The following is a 20,492-nucleotide window of genomic DNA, read 5'->3' as shown; positions in this document are numbered from 1 at the left end:
CGGCCAGCGGGTGGCAGGTGCCACCCGTTGTCCCACCGTCAAGCACGTCGACAAGCGGGAACCCCCGCGATCTTTTGGTTGTTTTGCACAGTAAACTGCAACAGACTTGCAGGCGATTTGACCCAAAAGGATTATCGATAATGAGCTTGATGAAAACATTGGCCAAAGTGGCGATTGGCGTGGCTGTGGCCAAAGGGGCCAGCGCCATGATGAACAAGAATAAATCCACGACCGGCAGCGCCAGCAGCGGCGGCGGACTGGGCGGATTGCTGGGCGGTTTGACCGGCGGCAGCACAGGCGGCTCGGGCGGTAACCTGCAGGATATGCTGGGCGGTTTGATGGGGGGATCGTCCGGGGCCAGCAGCGGCGGCTTGGGCGGTTTGCTGAACCAGCTTGGCGGCGGCACAGGCACCAGCACGTCTGGCAGCTCGGGCGGCCTTGGCGGGCTGCTGGGTGGGCTTGCAGGTGCCGCAGGTGCGGGTGGCTTGCTGTCCAGCCTGGGCGGTGCGAGCCAAAAAGCCCCCGAACGGCCAGAGGCAGACTTTGGCGCGGTGCTGAACTCGCAATTCGATAGCAACCCTGCCCCCGAAATCACCCCCTCGCGCGATCAGGAGGCCACCGCCGCGCTGATGATCGCCGCAATGATCCAGGCCGCGAAATCCGACGGCACATTTGATGAGTCCGAGCGTGAAAAGCTGCTGAACCATCTGGGCGACGTGGACGCTGACGAGGCCGCATTCGTGCAAGGCCAGATGGAAGCCCCTGTGGATGTCGACGCGCTGGTCGCCCAGACCCCCGACGGCATGGGCCCGCAAATCTATGCGATGTCGCTGCTGGCGATCGATCTGGATACGCAGGAAGAGGCGCAATATCTGCACAAGCTGGCCAGCGCCTATGGGATGCAACCCGCCGCGGTGAACGAGATCCACGCGCAGATGGGGGTGCCGTCGCTCTACACCTAAAGCGGCGCGGCCTTACGACAGACGGTTGTGAAAGCCTGATCCGGCAACGGGTCAGGCTTTTGCTTTCTTGGCCTTCTTTTCCTTGGCGATTACATGCTCTGCCAGATCACGGGCGATGGCAAAGGCCCCTTTGATCTTGTCGGCATCGGTTTTCCAGTCGCGCTTGACGACGATCTTGTTCTCTTTGACCTTTGCCAGCCCGCGTTGGTCCTGAATGAAGGTGACCAACCCCTCGGGCGAGGCGAATTTGTCGTTGTGGAACTGGATCGTGACGCCCTTGGGCCCGCCATCCAGCTTGGCAATACCGGCGCGTTTGCACATCGCCTTGATCCGCACGACCAGCATCAGCGTGTTCACCTCTTTCGGCAGCTTGCCGAAACGGTCGATCAGCTCGGCGGCAAAGCCTTCCAGCTCGACCTTGGTGGTCAGTTCGGACAGGCGACGGTAGAGCCCGAGGCGCACATCCAGATCAGGGACGTAATCCTCGGGGATCAGCACCGGCACGCCCAGATTGATCTGCGGTGCCCACTGCCCATCGTCGTCGATCACGCCTTCCAGCTCGCCCGACTTGATCTTGGCAATCGCGTCTTCCAGCATGGATTGATAAAGCTCGAACCCCACGTCGCGCATCTGGCCGGACTGTTCCTCGCCCAGCAGGTTGCCCGCACCCCGAATATCAAGATCCTGCGACGCCAGCGTAAAGCCTGCCCCAAGCGTGTCGAGGCTGCCCAACACCCGCAAACGTTTCTCTGCGGTGGCCGTCAGCTTGGCTCGGGGTTTGGTTGTCAGATAGGCATAGGCGCGGGTCTTCGATCGGCCCACCCTGCCCCTGATCTGGTAGAGCTGTGCCAGACCGAACATATCGGCACGGTGCACGATCATCGTGTTGGCCGTCGGGATATCCAGACCGGATTCCACAATCGTCGTGGCCAGCAGGATGTCATATTTCCCGTCGTAAAACGCGTTCATCCGGTCGTCGAGCTCTCCGGCGGCCATCTGCCCATGGGCAACAAGATACGTCAGCTCGGGCAGTTGCTCTTTCAGGAACGCTTCGATTTCGAGCAGATCGGTGATGCGGGGCACAACATAGAAGGACTGCCCGCCGCGATAATGTTCGCGCAACAGCGCTTCGCGCAGGGTGACGGCATCAAATTCGCTGACATAGGTGCGGATCGCCAGACGGTCGACAGGTGGCGTGCCGATGATCGACAGGTCGCGCACACCGGTCAGGCTAAGCTGCAGGGTGCGCGGGATCGGCGTGGCGGTCAGGGTCAGCACGTGAATATCCGTGCGCATCGCCTTCAGACGTTCTTTGTGACCCACGCCAAAGTGTTGTTCTTCATCAATAATCAGCAGGCCGAGGTTCTTGAACTTGACCGTCTTTGCCAGCAGCGCGTGGGTGCCCACCACCACATCGACGGTGCCGCGATTGATGCCGTCGCGGGTGGCTGTGGCCTCTTTCGCGGTGACAAAACGCGACAGTTGTCGCACCTCAAGCGGGAAGCCACGGAAGCGTTCGGCGAAAGACTTATAGTGCTGACGTGCCAGCAGGGTTGTTGGCGCAACAATCGCCACCTGCAGCCCTGACATCGCCGCGACAAAGGCGGCGCGCATGGCGACCTCTGTCTTGCCAAAGCCTACGTCGCCGCAGATCAGCCGGTCCATCGGGTTGCCGCTGGTCAGATCATCCAGCACATCCGAGATGGCATTCAACTGGTCGTCGGTCTCGGTATAGGGGAAGCGCGCGGAAAACGCGTCCCACATGCCGGGGGGCGGATCCATGACAGGCGCTTTGCGCAGCGCACGTTCGGCGGCGATGCGGATCAGCTTGTCCGCCATCTCGCGGATGCGTTCCTTGAGCTTGGCTTTCTTGGACTGCCACGCGCCACCGCCAAGCTTGTCAAGCAGCCCCTCGTCATGACCATAGCGCGACAGCAGTTCGATATTCTCGACCGGCAGATAGAGCTTCGAGCTTTCGGCGTATTCCAGCAGCAGACATTCATGGGCGGCACCGGCGGCGGTCACCACCTCCATCCCCAGATAGCGACCGACACCATGATCCACATGCACGACCAGATCGCCGGGGCTCAGCGATTGTGTCTCGGTCAGGAAATTCTCGGCCCGCCGTTTACGTTTCGGCGCGCGGATCAAGCGGTCGCCAAGGATGTCTTGTTCAGAGATGACGGTCAGTTTCGACGCGCTGCTGCCGCTTTCCCACGGGGCTTCGAACCCGTGTTCCAACGCCCAAACCGCCAGATGCAGCCCGCGTTTGCCGATGCGGGTGCCGTTCTTGATGGCGATGGTTTCGCCCATGCCTTCGTCTTCGATCAGGCCGGTCAGCCGTTCGCGCGCGCCGTCTGAATAGCTGGCGATGACCACCGGCCCTTCTTGAAGTTTTGCTTTAATATGTGCGGCCAAGGCACCGAAAAGGCTGACAGTTTCCTGTTGCCGCTCGGGCGCGAAGTTGCGCCCCAAGCGTCCACCCGCATCCAGCACATTCGGACCCGTTGGCTGTGGGAGCGGCTTGAAACTGATCACGCGTTTACCGGTCAGCGCGGTTTCCCACGCGGTGTCGGTCAGGTACAGCCCCTCGGGCGGTGCGGGCTTATAGACGCTGTCCATCTTCGACCGGTTCGCCATCGCCAGCCTGCGGGTTTCGTATTGATCCGCGATACTCTCCCACCGTGACAGACGTTGCGCGGTCAGTTGGTCGTCCAGCGTGATCGTCGCCCGCGGCACATAGTCGAACAAGGTCTCAAGCGTCTCGTGAAAGAACGACATCCAGTGTTCTGCGCCCTGATGCTTGCGCCCTGCGCTGATCGCTTCGTATAGCGGATCATCGGTGCCCGCGGCCCCGAATTCGATCCGGTAGTTCTGGCGGAAACGGGTGATAGCACTTTCGTCAAGGATGACTTCGCTGACGGGGGCAAGCTCCACGAGCTCCAGCTTTTCTGTGGTGCGCTGCGTCACCGGATCAAAGCGACGCGCCCCGTCCAGCGTATCGCCAAAGAGGTCCAGCCGCACAGGGCCAAGATCACCGGGTGGGAAAATGTCGATGATGCCGCCGCGGATCGCATAGTCGCCCGGCTCGGTCACCGTCGGGCTCTGGACAAAGCCCATGCGGACAAGGAATCCGCGCAAGGCCGCCTCGTCTATCCGGTCGCCCACACGGGCCGAAAACGCGGCATCGCGCAGCACATCGCGTGCAGGCACCCGCTGGGTCGCGGCGTTCAGCGTGGTCAGCAGGATAAAACGGTCCGGCATTCCATGCACCAGTCCCGCCAGCGTCGCCATCCGCTGCGCCGAGATATCGGCATTGGGCGACACGCGGTCATAGGGCAGGCAATCCCATCCGGGGAAGACGACCACAGGCACATCCGGCGCGAAAAAGCGCAGCGCCGCCTGCATCGCCGCCATGCGTTTGTCATCACGGGCAATATGCAACACCGGTGTGCCGTTTTTGCCCAGTTCGTTCAGCACCGCCTGTGCGTCAAAACCTTCGGGAACGCCGGACAGCGTGATTTGGGATTTCTCTGACATCAGCAGCTACCTGTATCCGATCGCGGTTTTTTCAACCGCCAAACGGACCTGTATAAAGGTTTTGGTACATGCCCCACATCGATGTGATGAAAATCGAAATCATCCCGATGATCTGGGTATAAAGACGGTGACGGTTCAGCCGTTTGATCAGGCGGTCGCCGGTGCCGGAATCCTCGCGGATCTGCTGCGCGGTCGACACGCTCAGCACCCCTACCAGACACAGCGGAAAGGCCAGCAAGAGCACGGCTTGGGCGAATTCGAAACGGTAGAAAACCGCCAGCGTAAAGAGCATCGTCATGAAAAAGCAGGTGAACCCCAAAATCCAGATGCCGGACACTTGGGTGATATATAGAATACGGTTCACGTTGATGCGTGCCATATCCTCCAGGTCGACCAGCGCCTGTTCACCGTTGCGCCGCGCGCGCAGCACCATATCAAAGGGCACGCCCAAGACCCAATGGCTGGCAGAAGACCAGATCACCGCAACGGCGATCCAGTACCACAGGTTGGAAAACGACCGCATGTCGATGACTTCGAAAATTGTCTGATAGAGGGTCAAGGTGCGCTCATCTTTGAAGTGAAATCATTGTGTTCAGACGTGCTGCCCTACAATCGTCTGCCTGTCATAGCGGCGCGTTCGCGAAATTCCTAGCCTTGAGCCGTGCAAAAATACGTGGCAAGCCTTGCCCGATAGCATCTGAGGTATTTTTGCATGAGACCCCAACAAGCCCCCTTTCCCGCCACCCGCCTGCGCCGCACCCGTCAATCCGAGGGCGTCCGCGCATTGGTCCGTGAAAATGCGCTGTCCTTGGGGGATCTGATCTGGCCGGTATTCGTGCGCAGCGGTGAGGGCGTGGAAGAGCCCGTCCCCTCCATGCCCGGCGTCTATCGGCGCAGCGTTGACAAGCTGGTTGACGCCGCGCGCGAGGCGGCTGATCTGGGGATCGGGGCGATGTGTATCTTTCCTTACACCGGTATCGAGGACCGGACAGAGGATTGCGCCGGTGCCTGGGATCCTGAAAACAACGCCAACCGCGCCCTGCGTGCGATCCGCGAGGCGGTGCCCGATATGGTCCTCATGACCGATGTCGCGCTGGATACCTATAATATCAACGGCCATGACGGCTTTGTCGAAGACGGGATCATCGTCAACGACCGCACGGTCGAGGCGCTGGTCAAGATGGCGCTGGCGCAGGCCGACGCGGGGGCCGATATCATCGGGCCGTCCGATATGATGGACGGGCGCATCGCCGCAATCCGCGCGGGCCTTGAAGGGGCGCGCCATTCGGATGTGATGATCATGAGCTACGCGGCGAAATACGCCTCGGCCTTCTATGGCCCGTTCCGCGATGCTGTCGGGGCCTCGGGGGCGCTGACCGGCGACAAGAAGACCTATCAGATGGATTACGCCAACAGCAACGAGGCCATCCGCCTGATCGAGCGTGATCTGCGCGAAGGGGCCGATATGGTCATGGTCAAACCCGGCATGCCGTATCTTGATATCTGCCACCGCGTGAAATCCAGCTTTGGGGCACCGACCTTTGCCTATCAGGTGTCGGGTGAATACAGCATGGTGAAAGCCGCCGCCCAGAATGGCTGGATCGACGAAGACCGCGTGATGATGGAAAGCCTGATGGGGTTCAAACGTGCGGGCTGTGACGGGGTCTTGACCTATTTTGCCCCCGCCGTGGCGCGGTTGATGAACGGATAACGCGGCTTTGATGCGCAAATAGCACGCCACTTGTGGCAGATCACCGCCGATTCAAGCCCTAAATTCGTGACACCCGCGGGTTTTGAGCATAAGATCGCGCAGAAACCGGATGAACCGGCACAGGCAATTACAGGCAGAAGACTATGACAAACAACACTTTCTCGCGCCGGGCTTTCGCTTTGGGTGCGATTGCAAGCGCGGGTGCCGTTGCGGCATGTGGCAACGGTGTCGGCAGCCGTGGCAGCGGGATGATCGACGCCCGCGTCGATGCGACGCTCAACGCGATGTACCGCAGCTTCCCCAACACGCGGCAACTGGCGGAAAAATCCAACGGTATGCTGATCATGCCGCTGGTGACCGAGGCGGGCCTTGGCTTTGGCGGTGCCTATGGCCGTGGTGCGCTGCGGGTGAATAACGTGACTGTCGACTATTACTCGGTCACCAAGGCGACGGGCGGCTTGCAGATCGGGGCGCAGCAATACGCGCATGTGCTGTTCTTCATGACCGAAGCCGCGCTCAGCGATTTCCGCCGCTCCCCCGGTTGGGCCGCGGGTGCCGATCTGGAATATGTCATCTCGGATCGTGGCGAAAGCGTCGAAGCGGATACCACAACCGTGCTTGCCCCCGTGCTGGCCGCCGTCTTTGGTCGCGCCGGTCTGCGTATCGGTGCCACACTGGAAGGCACGAAATATTCGCGCATCATTCCCTAAGCAAAACGCCCGATCCGCAGCATCGCGGATCGGGCAGCTTTGGGCTTAACCCAAGGCGTTCAGACGTTTGAACAGCGCCGACGTATCCCAACGTCCGCCCCCCATTTTCTGCACATCCTTATAGAATTGATCGACCAGCGCCGTGACAGGCAGGCTCGCGTCGATCTCGTTGCCGGTGTCCAGACAAATTCCCAGATCCTTGCGCATCCAGTCCACGGCAAACCCGTGGTCGAATTTATCGTCCAGCATTGTCTCGTAGCGGTTGGCCATCTGCCAGCTGCCTGCGGCGCCCTGGCTGATCACCTCGACGACATCGCGCCCGTCCAATCCGGCCTTCTGGGCGAAATGCAGCGCCTCGCTCAGGCCCTGCACCAGACCGGCAATGGCAATCTGGTTGCACATCTTGGTCATCTGGCCGGCACCACTGTCGCCAAGGCGACGGCAGATCTTGGCGTAAACCTCCATCACGGGCAGCGCACGATCAAAGGCCCCGGAATCGCCACCGCACATGATGGACAGCTGGCCATTCTCTGCCCCCGCCTGCCCGCCAGAAATCGGCGCATCGACAAAGCTGATCTGGCGCGCATCCGCCGCCGCGTGCAACTCGCGCGTAACCGCTGCCGAGACCGTGGTGTGATCGACAAAAATCGTGCCCTCACCCATGCCGGCAAAAGCGCCGTCGTCGCCAACGCAGACGGATCGCAGATCGTCATCATTGCCGACGCAGGAAAAAACGATCTCTGCCCCTTCAGCGGCGGCTTTGGGCGTCTCTGCCATCTTGCCACCGTGGGTTTCTGCCCAAGCGCGCGCCTTCTCTGTGGTGCGGTTATACACGGTCACGTCATGCCCCGCTTTTTGCAGATGCGCGGCCATTGGCGCACCCATCACGCCCAATCCCAAAAATGCGAGCTTTGCCATCGTCTTTTCCTTGTCATTCAGTTGCGCTATTGCCTGAGAGGAACCTATCACCCTGCGCGCATTGGTCAATCGCGCGTAGATATACCCAGGAGCGTGACATGGCAGTGGTTTTTCGGTGGCTGATGCGAATTGCAACGCTCTTGGTGGTGCTGGCGGTAATTGGTGTCGGCGGCGCCTATTGGCTGGCCTCGCGGTCGCTGCCTGACTACGACGATACGGTCCGCGTGCCCAACCTCGGGGCCGAGGTGGAGATCGTGCGCGACAACGCCAATGTGCCGCATATCTTCGGGGAAAGTGACCAAGATGTGTTCTACGGGCTGGGCTTTGCCCATGCGCAGGACCGTCTGTGGCAGATGATCACCATGCGCCGCACGGTCCAAGGCCGCTTGTCCGAGGTTTTCGGCACCACCACCGTCCGTATCGACCGCCTGCTGCGCCGCTTTGATCTTTATACCTTGTCGGTGCAGTCGCTTCAGGCGCTCGACCCCAAGACCCGCGCAGCGCTGGATGCCTATGCCGCCGGGGTGAATGCCCGGCTGGACCAGATCAACACCGAAGCCCTGGGTCGCGGTGCCCCCGAAATGCTGCTGTTTGACGCCCCCGTCGCGCCCTGGCGCGCAGCGGATTCCGTCGCGCTGGTCAAGTTGATGGCCTTGCAGCTGTCGGGGCATCTGGATGCCGAGGTCAAGCGCGCCCGCACCTCGCTGGCGCTGCCCGATCAAAAGCGCCTGTCCGATATCCTGCCTGACGCCCCCGGCAGTGGTATCGCCGCCCTGCCCGAATATGCGCAGCTGGCCCCCGGCCTGCCGCAGTTCGCTGCCAATATCCCGCTTGATCCCTCGCCGCTGTCGCCGTTCAATTCTTTTGATCTGGCAGGTGCCTCCAACGCCTGGGCTGCCGCACGGGATCGTTCTGCCTCGGGCGGGACGCTGATCGCCAATGACCCGCATCTGGGCTTCACCGCGCCGACCATCTGGTACCTCGCGCGGCTCGAGTTGCGATCGGGCGGTGTCATCGGCGGCACGATCCCCGGTATCCCCGTGGTGCTGACAGGGCGCAGCAGCGCGCTTGGCTGGGGGATCACCTCATCCTATGCCGACGATCAGGACGTCTATATCGAAGAGCTGAACCCCGACAATAGCGAGGAATACCGCACCCCCGACGGGTTCAAGAAATTCGCCAAGCGCGCGTCGATCATCACGGTCAAGGATGCCGATCCGATCACCCTGACCCTGCGCTGGACCGACAATGGGCCGGTGCTTCCCGGCAGCCACTATAACCTTGCCGCGATCACCCCGCCCGGTCATGTCGCCGCGCTGAACTGGACCGCGCTTGACCCCGCCGATACCTCGATCGCCGCGGCCATGCAGCTGATGGAGGCCAAGACCGTCGAGGAAGGGATCACCGCGGGCGAGGCCTATATCGCGCCGTCGCAAAACCTGACGCTGGTGGATGTGAATACCATCGCGATGAAAACCATCGGCGCGCTGCCCGCCCGCGACGCCGCGCATCAAAGCCAGGGGCGCATGCCCACACCGGGCTGGATCGCCGCGAACCGCTGGCAGGGCCGCCTGCCCTATAGCGCAAACCCCGAATTCCTCTCGCCCCGTGGCGGGATCATCGGTAATACCAACAACAAGACGGTGGACCGCCCATTCCCCAACCACGTGTCCTTCCTTTGGGGCGATACGCAACGCATCCAGCGGTGGCGCAACCTGATGCAGCGCCGTCAGGTGCACACGCGCGACAGCTTTATCGAAGCGCAGCTGGATACGGTCAGCTTCACCGCGCGCTCCCTGCTACCGCTGATCGGGGCCGAGCTTTGGTTCACCGGCGAAACCGCGCCCGAAGGCACGTCTGAGCGCCAACGCCAACGGGCGCTGACCCTGCTTGCCGGCTGGTCGGGCGAGATGAACGAACATCTGCCCGAACCGTTGATCTATGCCGCCTGGCTGCGCGCCTTGCAGGAACGGCTGATCCAGGACGAGCTTGGGGCCTTGGCGCAGGAATTCGATCATGTCGATCCGCTGTTCATCGAACGTGTTTTCCGTGATGTGGACGGTGCGGCCGCATGGTGCGACGTGCTGCAATCCGCCCCGAAAGAGACCTGCCCCGACATGGCCCGCATGGCGCTGGACGATGCGCTGATCTGGATCAACGAGACATGGGGCACCCAGCTGGAATCCCTGCGGTGGGGCGACGCACACCAAGCCACCCACGACCACCAGACCTTGGGCGAAGTCCCCGTGCTGCGCTACTTCATGAACATCCGCCAATCGACCTCGGGCGGTGACAACACCCTGCTGCGCGGCCGCACCCGCGGCACGGGGCCGGACCCTTTCGCCAATGTCCACGGCGCAGGCTTCCGCGGGGTTTATGACTTCGCCGATCCGGATTCATCGGTGTTCATTACATCGACGGGTCAATCGGGCCACTTCCTGTCGCACCACTACGACGATCTGGCACAGCTCTGGCGGCGCGGCGAATACATCCCCATGTCGCTGGACGAAGAGCTCGCCCGCGCCGCCCCCGTCGGCATCACCAAGCTGGTACCGGAGGCAGAATGAACCGCGTGATCCTTTTCAACAAACCCTTTGGCGTCTTGTCCCAATTCACCGACAAGGGCACCGAGGGCTCGCCGCGCCCGACCCTGTCGGCCTATATCGATGAAAAAGGCTTCTACCCCGCCGGACGGCTGGACCGCGACAGCGAAGGGTTGATGGTGCTGACTGACAGCGGCCCGCTGCAAGCCCGTATCTCGCATCCGAAATATAAACTGGCCAAAACCTATTGGGTGCAGGTCGAAGGCACGCCAGATGAACAAGCCCTCGCCGCATTGCGCAGCGGTGTCACGCTCAAAGACGGCAAGACCGCCCCCGCCAAGGCGCGGCTGATGGACCCGCCCGATCCGCTGTGGGACCGCGACCCGCCGGTGCGGTTTCGCAAATCCGTCCCTGATGCCTGGCTCGAGATCACGATCACCGAAGGTCGCAACCGTCAGGTGCGGCGCATGACGGCCCATGTCGGCCTGCCGACACTCCGCCTGATCCGCGCGCGCGTCGGCGACTGGGAACTGCACAAGCTCCAACCCGGCGCATGGCGCTTCTCATCCGAGCTTGGCCGCTGATTCCAAATGGCCTAAAATCCCGGGGGGCGGCCAAAGGCCGGGGGGCTGGCCCCCCTTTTCCCCGACGCCTGAACCGTCAGGAAAACACCCGCGTGCCCCAGACCCCCAACGTGGCAGAGGTCCCGGTCAACACCACCCCCCAAGAGAAATCGGTCGCCACCATCTGTGGTGTCCAGTCTTTCAACGTCGCGAGGTTGGTGAACTCATAGGTGCCATACCCCAAGGCCCCGATCAGCGCCGCATTGCCAAAGACCCACAGCAAGGATTTATCCTGTGCCACCGCGGGCCAGCTGACGAAATACAGCAGCACAGCGATATAGAAGGCATAGAAGACAAAGGCAGGCAAAAGCCGGAACTGGTCCAGCAGCAAGGGGCCGATATCGCGGCTGAAAACCGGTTTGATCAGATAGCTCAGGCCCAGAAAGTCGAGCCCCAGAAAGATCGCGAATGTCAGTACATAAAGAATAATCAAAGTCATCGGGGGCTCCTGAAAAATCAACGCTCCCCAATCATATGCAGCAGCGCCCGGAAAAGGCGACTTTTCCGGGCGTTTTTTTGCTTCATTCTAATGGTCCCGAAAGCTGCCAGCCTTACAGCCGCTGGTATTGCGCTTCTTGCTGTGCGGACCAACGCACGACCAGATTGAACCCGTCTTCGGTTTGGGTTTCCTCGATCACGACGTCCTGCTCGAACAGCCAGGCGCGCTTTTTGCCGTCGGCAAAGGCCAGCGTCAGCTCGGCTTCACGCACAGCACCTTGCAGCGCTTCGGCGATGACCGCTTGCAACTCCTCCAACCCCTCACCCGTGATGGCAGAGATGGCAAGAACACTGTCGTCGCGCTGCGCACGGGCGCGTACGGCGGCGGCACGGTCGTCATCCAACTGGTCGAGCTTGTTCCAGACCTCGAAGCTGCGCGTATCCTTGGGCACGCCCAAAGACGTCAGGATATCGCGCACATTGCGTGCCTGACTTTCCGTCTCTGCATGAGAGATATCGCGCACGTGGCAGATGATATCGGCGGCCAGAACCTCTTCCAGTGTCGCGCGGAAGGCGGCGACCAGTTCCGTCGGCAGGTCAGAGATGAAGCCGACGGTGTCGCTTAGAATAATCTCTGGCCCGTCGGGTAGCACAAGGCTGCGCATGGTCGGGTCCAGCGTCGCAAACAACATGTCTTTCGCCATCACATCGGCCCCGGTCATCCGGTTGAACAACGTCGATTTGCCTGCGTTGGTATAGCCCACCAGCGCCACGATGGGGAACGGTACCTTGGCACGCGCGGCGCGGTGCAGGGCGCGAGTCTTGACGACCTTGTCCAACTGCCGGCGCAAGCGCACCAGTTGTTCGTCAATGGCGCGGCGGTCCGATTCAATCTGGGTTTCGCCGGGGCCCCCGACAAAGCCCAATCCCCCCCGCTGCCGTTCAAGGTGGGTCCAGGCGCGGACCAGACGCGTGCGCTGGTAGTTCAGCGCGGCCATTTCGACCTGCAGCACCCCTTCGCGGGTGGCGGCGCGGTCGCTGAAAATCTCGAGGATCAGACCGGTACGGTCAAGCAGTTTGACGCCCCAAGCTTTTTCAAGGTTGCGCTGCTGGACCGGCGTCACTGGTCCATCGACCAGCACCAGTTCAACCTCGGCCTCTTCAAAGACAAGCCGAAGCTCCTCGATCTTGCCAGAGCCGAACAGCATGCCCGCGCTGACGGTGCGCAGGGGCACGATATTGGCCCCTTCCACGTCCAGATGCGGCAGGGCACGGGCCAAGGCAACGGCTTCCGCCAAGGCGGGCTCCGCGATGCGGCGGTCATTGTCTGACTTGATGTCAGGGTGAATCACCCAAGCCCGGGTACGCTTCGGGCCTGCGGTGTCATCAATTTGAAACGGAGGACGGCTCAATTAGCGTCTTCACCCTCGTATAGCGAGATCGGCGTGCTTGGCATGATCGTGGAAATCGCATGTTTGTACACAAGCTGCGATTGGCCATCACGGCGCAGAAGAACACAGAAATTGTCAAACCATGTGATGACGCCTTGCAGCTTCACACCGTTGATCAGGAAAATCGTTACCGGCACCTTTGTCTTGCGCACATGGTTCAGGAATGCGTCTTGCAGGTTTTGTCGGTCAGCCGCCATTGTTGGTCTCGCTCTTATTCTTGCTGTTGTTCTTGCTGGCAACCGCGGATCGGTTTACCCCTTCGGAAGACTATGAAGACCCGCGCACAGAGTTTCCACCCCAAAATGTCAGAACTGTTGCGCGCAAAGCCGCATCCCGTGTCACGCGCGCCACAGATCAGGGGTGAGCAGCGCAATAATCGCCAAAGTTTCCAGCCGCCCCAGCACCATTGCCGCACATAGGATCATCTTGGCCCCGTCGCCCAGCTGGATCAACGCGATGGGGGCATCGGCGGCAAATTCCATCAACGGGCCGGTTGTCGCCAGTGTGGCCACCGACATCACCAGAGCATCGGCGAAGGGCGCGCCGACGAAGGTCAGCAGCAGGGTCACCCCCGCCAGCGACAGCGCGAACAGCATAAAGAAGATCCAGGCGATGAACGCTCCGTTGCTTTGCAGCCGCCGCCCCGCTTGACCGGCACCTGATACAGAGTGCGGATGGACCAGCCGTTCCATCTCGCGGACGCCGTTGCGATACAGTGCAAAGACCCGCAGCAGCTTGACCCCGCCCGCCGTGGTCGCCACCCCGCCACCGATCAGCGCCAGCCCCATGAGGATCAGCCCCGGGGTCTCGAGCCCCGACCAGCTTTGCGCTTCGGCCCAGGACGCGCTGACAAATCCGGTGGTGGTCAGAAAGGAGGTGACTGTGAACATGGCCCCCCAGAAGGCGCTGCCGGTCTCAAGCGCTTCGGCGCTGGCATCCACATCGAAAGCGCCAAGAAAATGGCGCACGAACAGCACCACAGGCACGCCGAGGATCAGCGCCAGCCCCATGCGGAATTCCGGATCGGTAAAGAGCCCCCCTTGCGTCGCCGTCACCGTGTCTTTGGAGAATGTCAGTCGCGACAGCGCGAACAGCATGAACAGCATCATCATCGCCTCGGCCCCAAAGCCGACACCGGTGTCATGCGTCCCCCCAAGTGGCGAGATGCCCGAGGTCGCCAGCACCGACATCGCATGGCACAGCGCGACCAGCGATCGATCTCCGTTGGCCAGCAGCAGCAGCCACAGCATCAGTGTCAGCGCCAGATAGGTCGGCGTCAGCGCCGCCGCGGACCTGAGCAACCGTTGGCGCGGGTCGATCTGTCCCATATTGCTGCGGCGTTCGTCCGGGTTGCCGGGTTCGGCCTGCGAGGTCACCTCGAATCCGCCAAGGTGTAAGGGGGCCAGAATGGCCGACGCCGCGATCCACATCAGCAGGCCGCCCATCCAGGCGACCTGCGCGCGCCACAGATGCAGCGTATCACTGATCCGGCCGGGATCATCAAACAGCGTCGCGCCGGTCGTGGTGATCGCGCTGACCATATCGAAATAGGCGTGCAGGAACCGCGTGGTCGGCAAAGCCTCAAGAAACGGGATCGCCAGCAGCGCGGGCAAAAAGACAAAGCTGGAAAACAGCGACATCAACGGCCCCAAGGCCCCGTGCCGCGCGCGCCGTCCGGCATGGGCGACCGCAATCAGGGTAAAGATAATCACCCCCAGCAGCCCCGAATAGAAAAACGCCCGCGATGCCAGATGGTCTTGGGTGGTCAGCGCAAAGATCGCCGGGAAGATCGTCGAGGCGCTGAACACACCGAAGATCAGCAAGAACAGCGGCAGTTCAAGGATCTCGCGGCGGATATAGGATTTGCGTCTCACGTGTGGCGCTCCGGTAATTTGGACGCAGGCACCATCAGAAAAAGTCGATGGAGACCTGCATCAGCTGTTCGACCTGCGGCACGTCTTTGGCCAGACAGAACACAGCGATGACGTCACCTTCTTCGATGCGTGTAGTGCCTAGGGGGCGCATGACCTCGTCGCCCTTGCGGACCATGCCCATCAATGCCCCTTCGGGGAAATCAATGTCGGACACGCGTTTGCCCGCAATCGGAGAGGTCGACAGCACCTCGGCCTCGATCACCTCTGCCTCGGCGTCGCCGATGGAATAGACCGACCGCACCCGCCCGTGACGGATGTGCCGCAGGATAGAGCTGACGGTGGTGGAACGCGGGTTGATATAGGCGTCGATGCCCAAAGGCTCCATCAGCGGGACCAGCGTGGGGTCATTGATCAGCGCGATGACATAGGGGCAGCCTTCGGATTTGGCGCGCACGCAGGCCAGCATGTTGGTCTTGTCATCATCGGTGATCGCCATCATCGCATCGGCGCGGCCAATCCCCGCTTCGGCCAGCAGGGACGCGTCCAGCCCGTCACCGTTAAGCACGATCGTCCGCTCCAACGCCTCGGCGGCGCGTTCCGCGATGCGGCGGTTCTTCTCGATCATCTTGGTGCGCACCCGCTTGCCGCGCGCCTCGAGGTTCTGGGCCACGGCCAGCCCGACATTTCCCCCGCCCACAAGCACGACGCGTTCAAGCTTGCTGGTGGTCTTGCCAAAAATCTCGAGCGTGCGGGGGATGTCATCGCGGTGGCAAAAGACATAGCAGGCGTCACCGACAAACAGCTGGTCCTTGGATTCCGGCGCAAACAGCGTCCCGTCGCGGCGCACCCCAACAACAACGGCGCGCAGCGTCGAGAACAGATCGGTCAACTGTCGCAGCGGCGTATTCACAACCGGGCAGTCTTCGTCGATCTGGATGCCGATCAGATGCGCCATCCCGTCCATGAACGTCTCTGTATCAAAGGCCGCGGGGGCCGAAAGCCGCTGCAACGCCGCATTCGCCACCTCTTTTTCGGGAGAGATTACAACGTCGATCGGCATGTGATCGCGACGATAAAGATCGGAATAGATTGCCGTCAGATAGGATTGGCTGCGCAGCCGCGCGATCTTGCGGTTGATGCCAAAGACCGAATGGGCCACCTGACAGGTGACCATGTTCACCTCGTCCGAATGGGTGGCGGCAATGATCATCTCGGCATCGCGGGCACCGGCGCGGTCCAGCACGTCGGGGTAGCTTGCAAAGCCGGCGATCCCTTGCACATCCAGCGTATCGGTGGCGCGGCGCACCAGATCGGCGTTGCTGTCAACGATTGTGACGTCGTTGCGTTCGCCCGAAAGATGGCGGGCAATCTGCCACCCGACCTGCCCTGCGCCGCAAATGATCACTTTCATAAATGGGGTTCCTTTGGCGTGAAGCCTTGCCTTGCGTCACCAGCTGGGGCGTGCCCGCGTGACCCGTGATATGCCAGTGATTTGAATGACAGATGGCTATGCAAGGGTCAATTCAAATGTCAGACTATGCTTCCATAGCAAGACGGGGGCGCATATGCGGAAGACGGCATTGATCATCTGGGGTGGCGTGGCACTGGCGGCCTGCGCACCGTTGAACACCTACTACAAGCCCGGCGCCACTGTCGCGATGGTCGAACGCCAGACCACGCAATGTCAGGTCGATGCCTTGGCGCAGGTGCCCGTGGCGCTTCAAACCGTGCGCACCCCGCCCCGTTTCATCCCGCCGCGCCGCGTCTGCCGGTCCGATGGCCGTTGCACTTCTCGTGCGGGGTATTTCGAGCCCGGGCAAACCTATACGGTCGATCCCAGTGCCGATCTGCGCAAAAGGGTTGAAACGCAATGTATGGCCGATGCGGGCTTTGCGCCGGTGTCGATCCCGCAATGCCCCGCCGGCATCGCCAAGGCCGCGCCGCAGGGGCGCACGACCGCCCTGCCCGCGCTGACTGAAAACGCCTGCGTGATCCGCAATGACGACGGTAGTTTCCAGATCGTGACGCGGGGGTAGCGAGTGGGGTCAGCTATCGGCTGCCCCGTCATCATCCACATGCGCCACCCGCGTGCCCGACTTGGCCGAGGTCACCACCCCGAGACTTTTGAGCTTACGGTGCAGCGCCGACCGTTCCATGCCGACGAAATTCGCGGTGCGGCTGATGTTGCCGCCGAAGCGGTTGATCTGGGTCAGCAGGTATTCGCGTTCAAACGCCTCGCGGGCCTCGCGCAGGGGCAAGGTTGCCAAGGCACCGGACAGCACCACGCGGCCTTCTTCATCGGTGGTTTCTTCCTCGCCCGGCAGCTCGCGCGCTTCGATCGGGCCGGTGCCGTCGCCAAGGATCAGCACACGTTCCACCAGGTTCTTGAGCTGCCGCACGTTGCCCGGCCAAACCATCGTCTGCAACAACGCCTCTGCATCGCCCGAGAATTCGCGCAGCGGCAATCCCTGCGAGGCGTTAAAGTCCGCGATAAAGTGGCGCGCCAAGACGGGGATATCCTCGCGGCGGTCCTCTAGCGACGGGACAGAGATCGGCACGACGTTGAGCCGGTGAAATAGTTCCTGCCGGAAGGTGTCCGCTTTAATCGCGGCGTCCAAGTCTTTGTTTGTACTGGATATAACGCGTAGATCCACACGCACCTTGTCGTTGCCACCGACGCGGGTGAATTGCTGGTCCACCAGGACACGCAGGATTTTCGATTGTGTCCCCAGCGGCAGATCGGCCACCTCGTCAAAGAAGATCACCCCGCCATGCGCCTGTTCCAGCAGGCCCGGCTCTACCCCACGGTCGGGGGTTTCGCGGCCAAACAACACTTCTTCCATGCGGTCTGGCGCGACACTGGCGCAGTTGACCGTTACGAAGGGGGCCGAGGCCCGGTTGGAATTGGCATGGATATAGCGCGCGGCGATCTCTTTGCCCGCCCCCGCAGGGCCGCGCAGCATCACCCGACCGTTCGATTTCGTGACCTTGTCAAGCTGCCCCATCAGCGTTTTGAAGGCGGTCGAACTGCCGATCATATCGGTGCTCGCGACCTCGCGCCGTTTGAGGCTGTGGTTCTCGCGACGCAGGCGCGAGGTTTCCATCGCGCGGCGGATCACCACCATCAACTGGTCGATATTAAAGGGTTTTTCGATGAAGTCATAGGCACCCTGCTTGATTGCCGCGACCGCGATTTCGATGTTCCCATGCCCCGAGATGATGACAACAGGCACATCCGGATTGTCCCGCTTTACCGTTTTCAGAATGTCGATCCCGTCCATCCGGCTGTCTTTCAACCAGATATCAAGGATCATCAGCGCTGGCGGTTCCGCGTTGATGGCCGAGATCGCCTCGTCCGAATTGCCGGCCAACCGCGTGACAAAGCCCTCGTCTTCCAGAATGTCCGAAATCAACTCGCGGATGTCGCGTTCGTCGTCAACGATCAGGATGTCACTCATTATGGGTCTCCAGTTCTGGGGTTCCGGTGGGGGCAGCAAGGGGTAGCGTGATAACCGCCATTGCGCCAAAATGTGTTTCGCCCGCGAAGACCGGCGCGTTTTCCAACGACAACGTCCCGCCGTGTTCTTCGATGATCTTTTTCACGATGGGCAGGCCAAGGCCAGTCCCTTCGGATCGGGTGGTGACATATGGCTCGAACAGTCGCGCGCGGTCTTCCGGCAATCCGATGCCATTATCCGCTATGGTGATTTGTAGCGCCGTTTGGGTTGTGGTCAACTGCACCTCGATGCGCGGGTCTATGTCGGCCTCTGGGTCATTTTGCTTGCGGCTTTCAATGGCTTCGCCCGCGTTCTTAATCAAATTTGTTAAGGCTTGCGACAGCATTGTCTGGTCTACCCGCGCCAGTATCTCTTGTGTCGGCAGATTGGCGCTGATGGTCACATCGGGCTGGCCCGATTGCTGCAACACGACCGCATCCTGCAACACCTGAACGACATTCTGCACAGAGGTCTCAGGCTCTGGCATGCGCGCGAATTTGGAGAATTCGTCGACGATACGGCGCAGGTCGCCGGTCTGGCGGATGATCACGCCGGTCATCTGGTCAAGGCTTGCGGCGTCGTCGGGCAGCTTGGGGCCGAACTTGCGTTTGATCCGCTCGGCGCTCAGCTGGATCGGGGTGAGAGGGTTCTTGATCTCGTGGGCAATGCGCCGCGCCACGTCGCCCCATGCGGCCATGCGCTGCGCGCTCACCAGATCGGTCACATCGTCAAAGGCCACAACATAGCCCTCTAGCCGCCCGTCTTCGCTGCGCCGTGTGGCGACGCGCACCAGCAGATTTTCCATCTGCCCCTGACGCGAGACCTTGATCTCGCCCTGCGCGACCTCGTTCTGCCCTTTGACGACCGTATTGAACAGCGGGCCGAACTCCGGCACCGCGACAGAGAGCGCCAGCGATTGCTGGTCCTCGCTCCAATCCAGCAGCCGCGCGGCAGAGCGGTTGACGAAGGTCACCCGCCCTTCGGGGTCCAGCCCCACGACGCCCGAGGTGACGGAGCTAAGCACCGAATCGAACAGGCGACGACGGCGTTCGATCTGGCGGGTGTTATCCAGCAACGTCTCGCGCTGGCCTTTCAACTGTTTGGTCATCTGGTTGAAGTAGCGGCCAAGCATGGCGATCTCGTCATCGCCTTCTTCCTCGCGGACCTGAACCTCAAGATCACCGGCACCGACCTGCTGCGCCGCGCCCGTCAACCGGCCCACCGGCCCTGACAGACGTTCGGCAAACCACAGCCCCAGCCAGACCGCCGCGAGAATCAGGATCACCGCAAAGCCCACATAAAGCAGCCCGAATTCGAACAGCAGCTTGCCGCGCTCGTTTTCAAGCTGTTGGTACAGCCGCACCGTCTCCTTGGTATCGTCCAGCAGCGACAGGATTTTTCCGTCCACATCGCGGCTGACGTAAAGATAGCGATCGACAAAGGCTTCCATCAGCACCAGCGCGCGGAATTCGTTGTTGTCCCAATCCTCGATCACCAGCGGCGCGCCGTCGAGCTCTTGTGCCTCGCGGATCTGTTCGGGTGTCGGTTCTTCGAAATCGAACAGATAGGACCGGTCGCCGCGCGCGCGGATCTGGCCAGTGCCGTCGATCATATAGGCCTCGCGCAAGCCGCGCTGGATCAGGCGTTGCCCGTCCGCCAAAAGCTGGGTGTCCGGCACATCAACGCCCTGCGTGCGCGCTTGATCAATCGCGCGGGCCAAGGCGATGGCATCTTCGCGCAGGTCATCGCTTTGCTCGTTCTCATAGGCTTCGGCGGCGGCCAGCGAATTGCCCACCACGGACCGCACCCGATCCGAGAACCAGCCTTCAAGCCCGACGTTGATCGTCAGCCCCGCAAAGATCGCAACACTCACCGTCGGGATCAGCGCCATCAGCGCGAACACCCCCGTCAGACGCAGGTGCAACCGTGAGCCCGCAGACTTCGCCCGCCGTGCCGCCACCAGCCGAGCGACCTCGCTCAGCACAAGGGCGGCGACGAGCAGGATATAGACCAGATCGATCAGCAGAATGATGCGCAGGCTGGGGGTGTTTCCGCCCTGCTCAAGCGGGCCGAGCACCAGATAGGTGACAAGCGCCAGCACCGGCCCCAGAACCACAAGCCCCAGGGTCGCCAGATTGCGCACGCGCCTGATCCGGCGCAGGCGCTCAAGCCGCATAAGATAATAGCTGCGTGACCGGGTAAGCACCCGCTATCCTCACCGATGA

General features: G+C 61.6%; 16 protein-coding genes. 6 read left to right on the top strand and 10 right to left on the bottom strand.

The window, feature by feature from the left end; translation table 11 throughout:
- The first annotated feature begins 140 nt into the window (after positions 1-140).
- Complete coding sequence (locus tag AADW22_RS09730; protein ID WP_005853518.1) at positions 141-962, top strand: DUF533 domain-containing protein; 822 nt, start codon at positions 141-143, stop codon at positions 960-962.
- A gap of 51 nt (positions 963-1,013) precedes the next feature.
- Here AADW22_RS09730 and mfd read toward each other — a convergent pair whose 3' ends face one another.
- Both mfd and AADW22_RS09720 read right to left on the bottom strand, forming a co-directional pair.
- Positions 1,014-4,502, bottom strand: a complete 3,489-nt coding sequence (gene mfd, locus AADW22_RS09725) for a transcription-repair coupling factor (RefSeq protein ID WP_407473602.1) — start codon at positions 4,500-4,502, stop codon at positions 1,014-1,016.
- A gap of 31 nt (positions 4,503-4,533) precedes the next feature.
- On the bottom strand, positions 4,534-5,061 hold the full coding sequence (locus AADW22_RS09720) for a hypothetical protein (protein WP_005853514.1): 528 nt from the start codon (positions 5,059-5,061) through the stop codon (positions 4,534-4,536).
- A gap of 153 nt (positions 5,062-5,214) precedes the next feature.
- Between AADW22_RS09720 and hemB the strand changes: the two genes are divergently transcribed.
- Together hemB and AADW22_RS09710 are read left to right on the top strand one after the other, a co-directional pair.
- Positions 5,215-6,213, top strand: coding sequence for a porphobilinogen synthase (gene hemB, locus AADW22_RS09715; protein WP_278426311.1), 999 nt, complete (start codon positions 5,215-5,217; stop codon positions 6,211-6,213).
- Positions 6,214-6,356: 143 nt separating this feature from the next.
- Positions 6,357-6,923 carry a YSC84-related protein gene (locus AADW22_RS09710; RefSeq protein WP_005853509.1) on the top strand — a complete coding sequence of 189 codons (567 nt, stop codon included), beginning with the start codon at positions 6,357-6,359 and terminating at the stop codon, positions 6,921-6,923.
- Between the two features lie 45 nt (positions 6,924-6,968).
- Here the strand turns inward: AADW22_RS09710 and AADW22_RS09705 are convergent, their stop codons facing one another.
- On the bottom strand, positions 6,969-7,841 hold the full coding sequence (locus AADW22_RS09705) for an NAD(P)-dependent oxidoreductase (RefSeq protein WP_037944263.1): 873 nt from the start codon (positions 7,839-7,841) through the stop codon (positions 6,969-6,971).
- 98 nt (positions 7,842-7,939) lie between these two features.
- Between AADW22_RS09705 and AADW22_RS09700 the strand changes: the two genes are divergently transcribed.
- Positions 7,940-10,408 (top strand): penicillin acylase family protein, encoded by a 2,469-nt coding sequence (locus AADW22_RS09700; protein ID WP_407473601.1) that lies wholly within the window; start codon positions 7,940-7,942, stop codon positions 10,406-10,408.
- Entirely contained in the window at positions 10,405-10,968 is a 564-nt protein-coding gene (locus AADW22_RS09695) for a pseudouridine synthase (protein WP_037944262.1), read from the top strand. Before AADW22_RS09700 ends, AADW22_RS09695 begins: the two co-directional genes overlap by 4 nt.
- 76 nt (positions 10,969-11,044) lie before the next feature.
- On the opposite strand, the gene AADW22_RS09690 is transcribed toward AADW22_RS09695, so the two are convergent.
- The 5 genes from AADW22_RS09690 to trkA form a co-directional block, all read right to left on the bottom strand.
- The gene (locus AADW22_RS09690) at positions 11,045-11,446 is read right to left on the bottom strand and encodes a DUF2177 family protein (protein WP_037944261.1); all 402 of its coding nucleotides are present in this window, start codon (positions 11,444-11,446) and stop codon (positions 11,045-11,047) included.
- Between the two features lie 112 nt (positions 11,447-11,558).
- On the bottom strand, positions 11,559-12,797 hold the full coding sequence (gene hflX / locus AADW22_RS09685) for a GTPase HflX (protein WP_009824595.1): 1,239 nt from the start codon (positions 12,795-12,797) through the stop codon (positions 11,559-11,561).
- Between the two features lie 56 nt (positions 12,798-12,853).
- Positions 12,854-13,093 carry an RNA chaperone Hfq gene (gene hfq / locus AADW22_RS09680; protein ID WP_005853497.1) on the bottom strand — a complete coding sequence of 80 codons (240 nt, stop codon included), beginning with the start codon at positions 13,091-13,093 and terminating at the stop codon, positions 12,854-12,856.
- Positions 13,094-13,234: 141 nt separating this feature from the next.
- Positions 13,235-14,770 (bottom strand): TrkH family potassium uptake protein, encoded by a 1,536-nt coding sequence (locus AADW22_RS09675; protein ID WP_005853496.1) that lies wholly within the window; start codon positions 14,768-14,770, stop codon positions 13,235-13,237.
- 34 nt (positions 14,771-14,804) lie between these two features.
- Entirely contained in the window at positions 14,805-16,181 is a 1,377-nt protein-coding gene (gene trkA / locus AADW22_RS09670; protein ID WP_005853494.1) for a Trk system potassium transporter TrkA, read from the bottom strand.
- A gap of 154 nt (positions 16,182-16,335) precedes the next feature.
- Between trkA and AADW22_RS09665 the strand changes: the two genes are divergently transcribed.
- Positions 16,336-16,806, top strand: a complete 471-nt coding sequence (locus AADW22_RS09665) for a hypothetical protein (RefSeq protein ID WP_005853493.1) — start codon at positions 16,336-16,338, stop codon at positions 16,804-16,806.
- A 9-nt stretch (positions 16,807-16,815) separates the two neighbouring features.
- Here AADW22_RS09665 and AADW22_RS09660 read toward each other — a convergent pair whose 3' ends face one another.
- Complete coding sequence (locus AADW22_RS09660; protein WP_037966344.1) at positions 16,816-18,228, bottom strand: sigma-54 dependent transcriptional regulator; 1,413 nt, start codon at positions 18,226-18,228, stop codon at positions 16,816-16,818.
- The gene (locus AADW22_RS09655; RefSeq protein WP_009824590.1) at positions 18,221-20,443 is read right to left on the bottom strand and encodes a PAS domain-containing sensor histidine kinase; all 2,223 of its coding nucleotides are present in this window, start codon (positions 20,441-20,443) and stop codon (positions 18,221-18,223) included. Before AADW22_RS09655 ends, AADW22_RS09660 begins: the two co-directional genes overlap by 8 nt.
- Positions 20,444-20,492: the final 49 nt, after the last annotated feature.

The sequence above is a fragment of the Sulfitobacter sp. PM12 genome (assembly GCF_045586035.1).
GTDB lineage: Bacteria > Pseudomonadota > Alphaproteobacteria > Rhodobacterales > Rhodobacteraceae > Sulfitobacter > Sulfitobacter pontiacus.
Note: the sequence above shows the minus strand (reverse complement) of the source record. Positions and strands in the feature narration are given on the sequence as shown.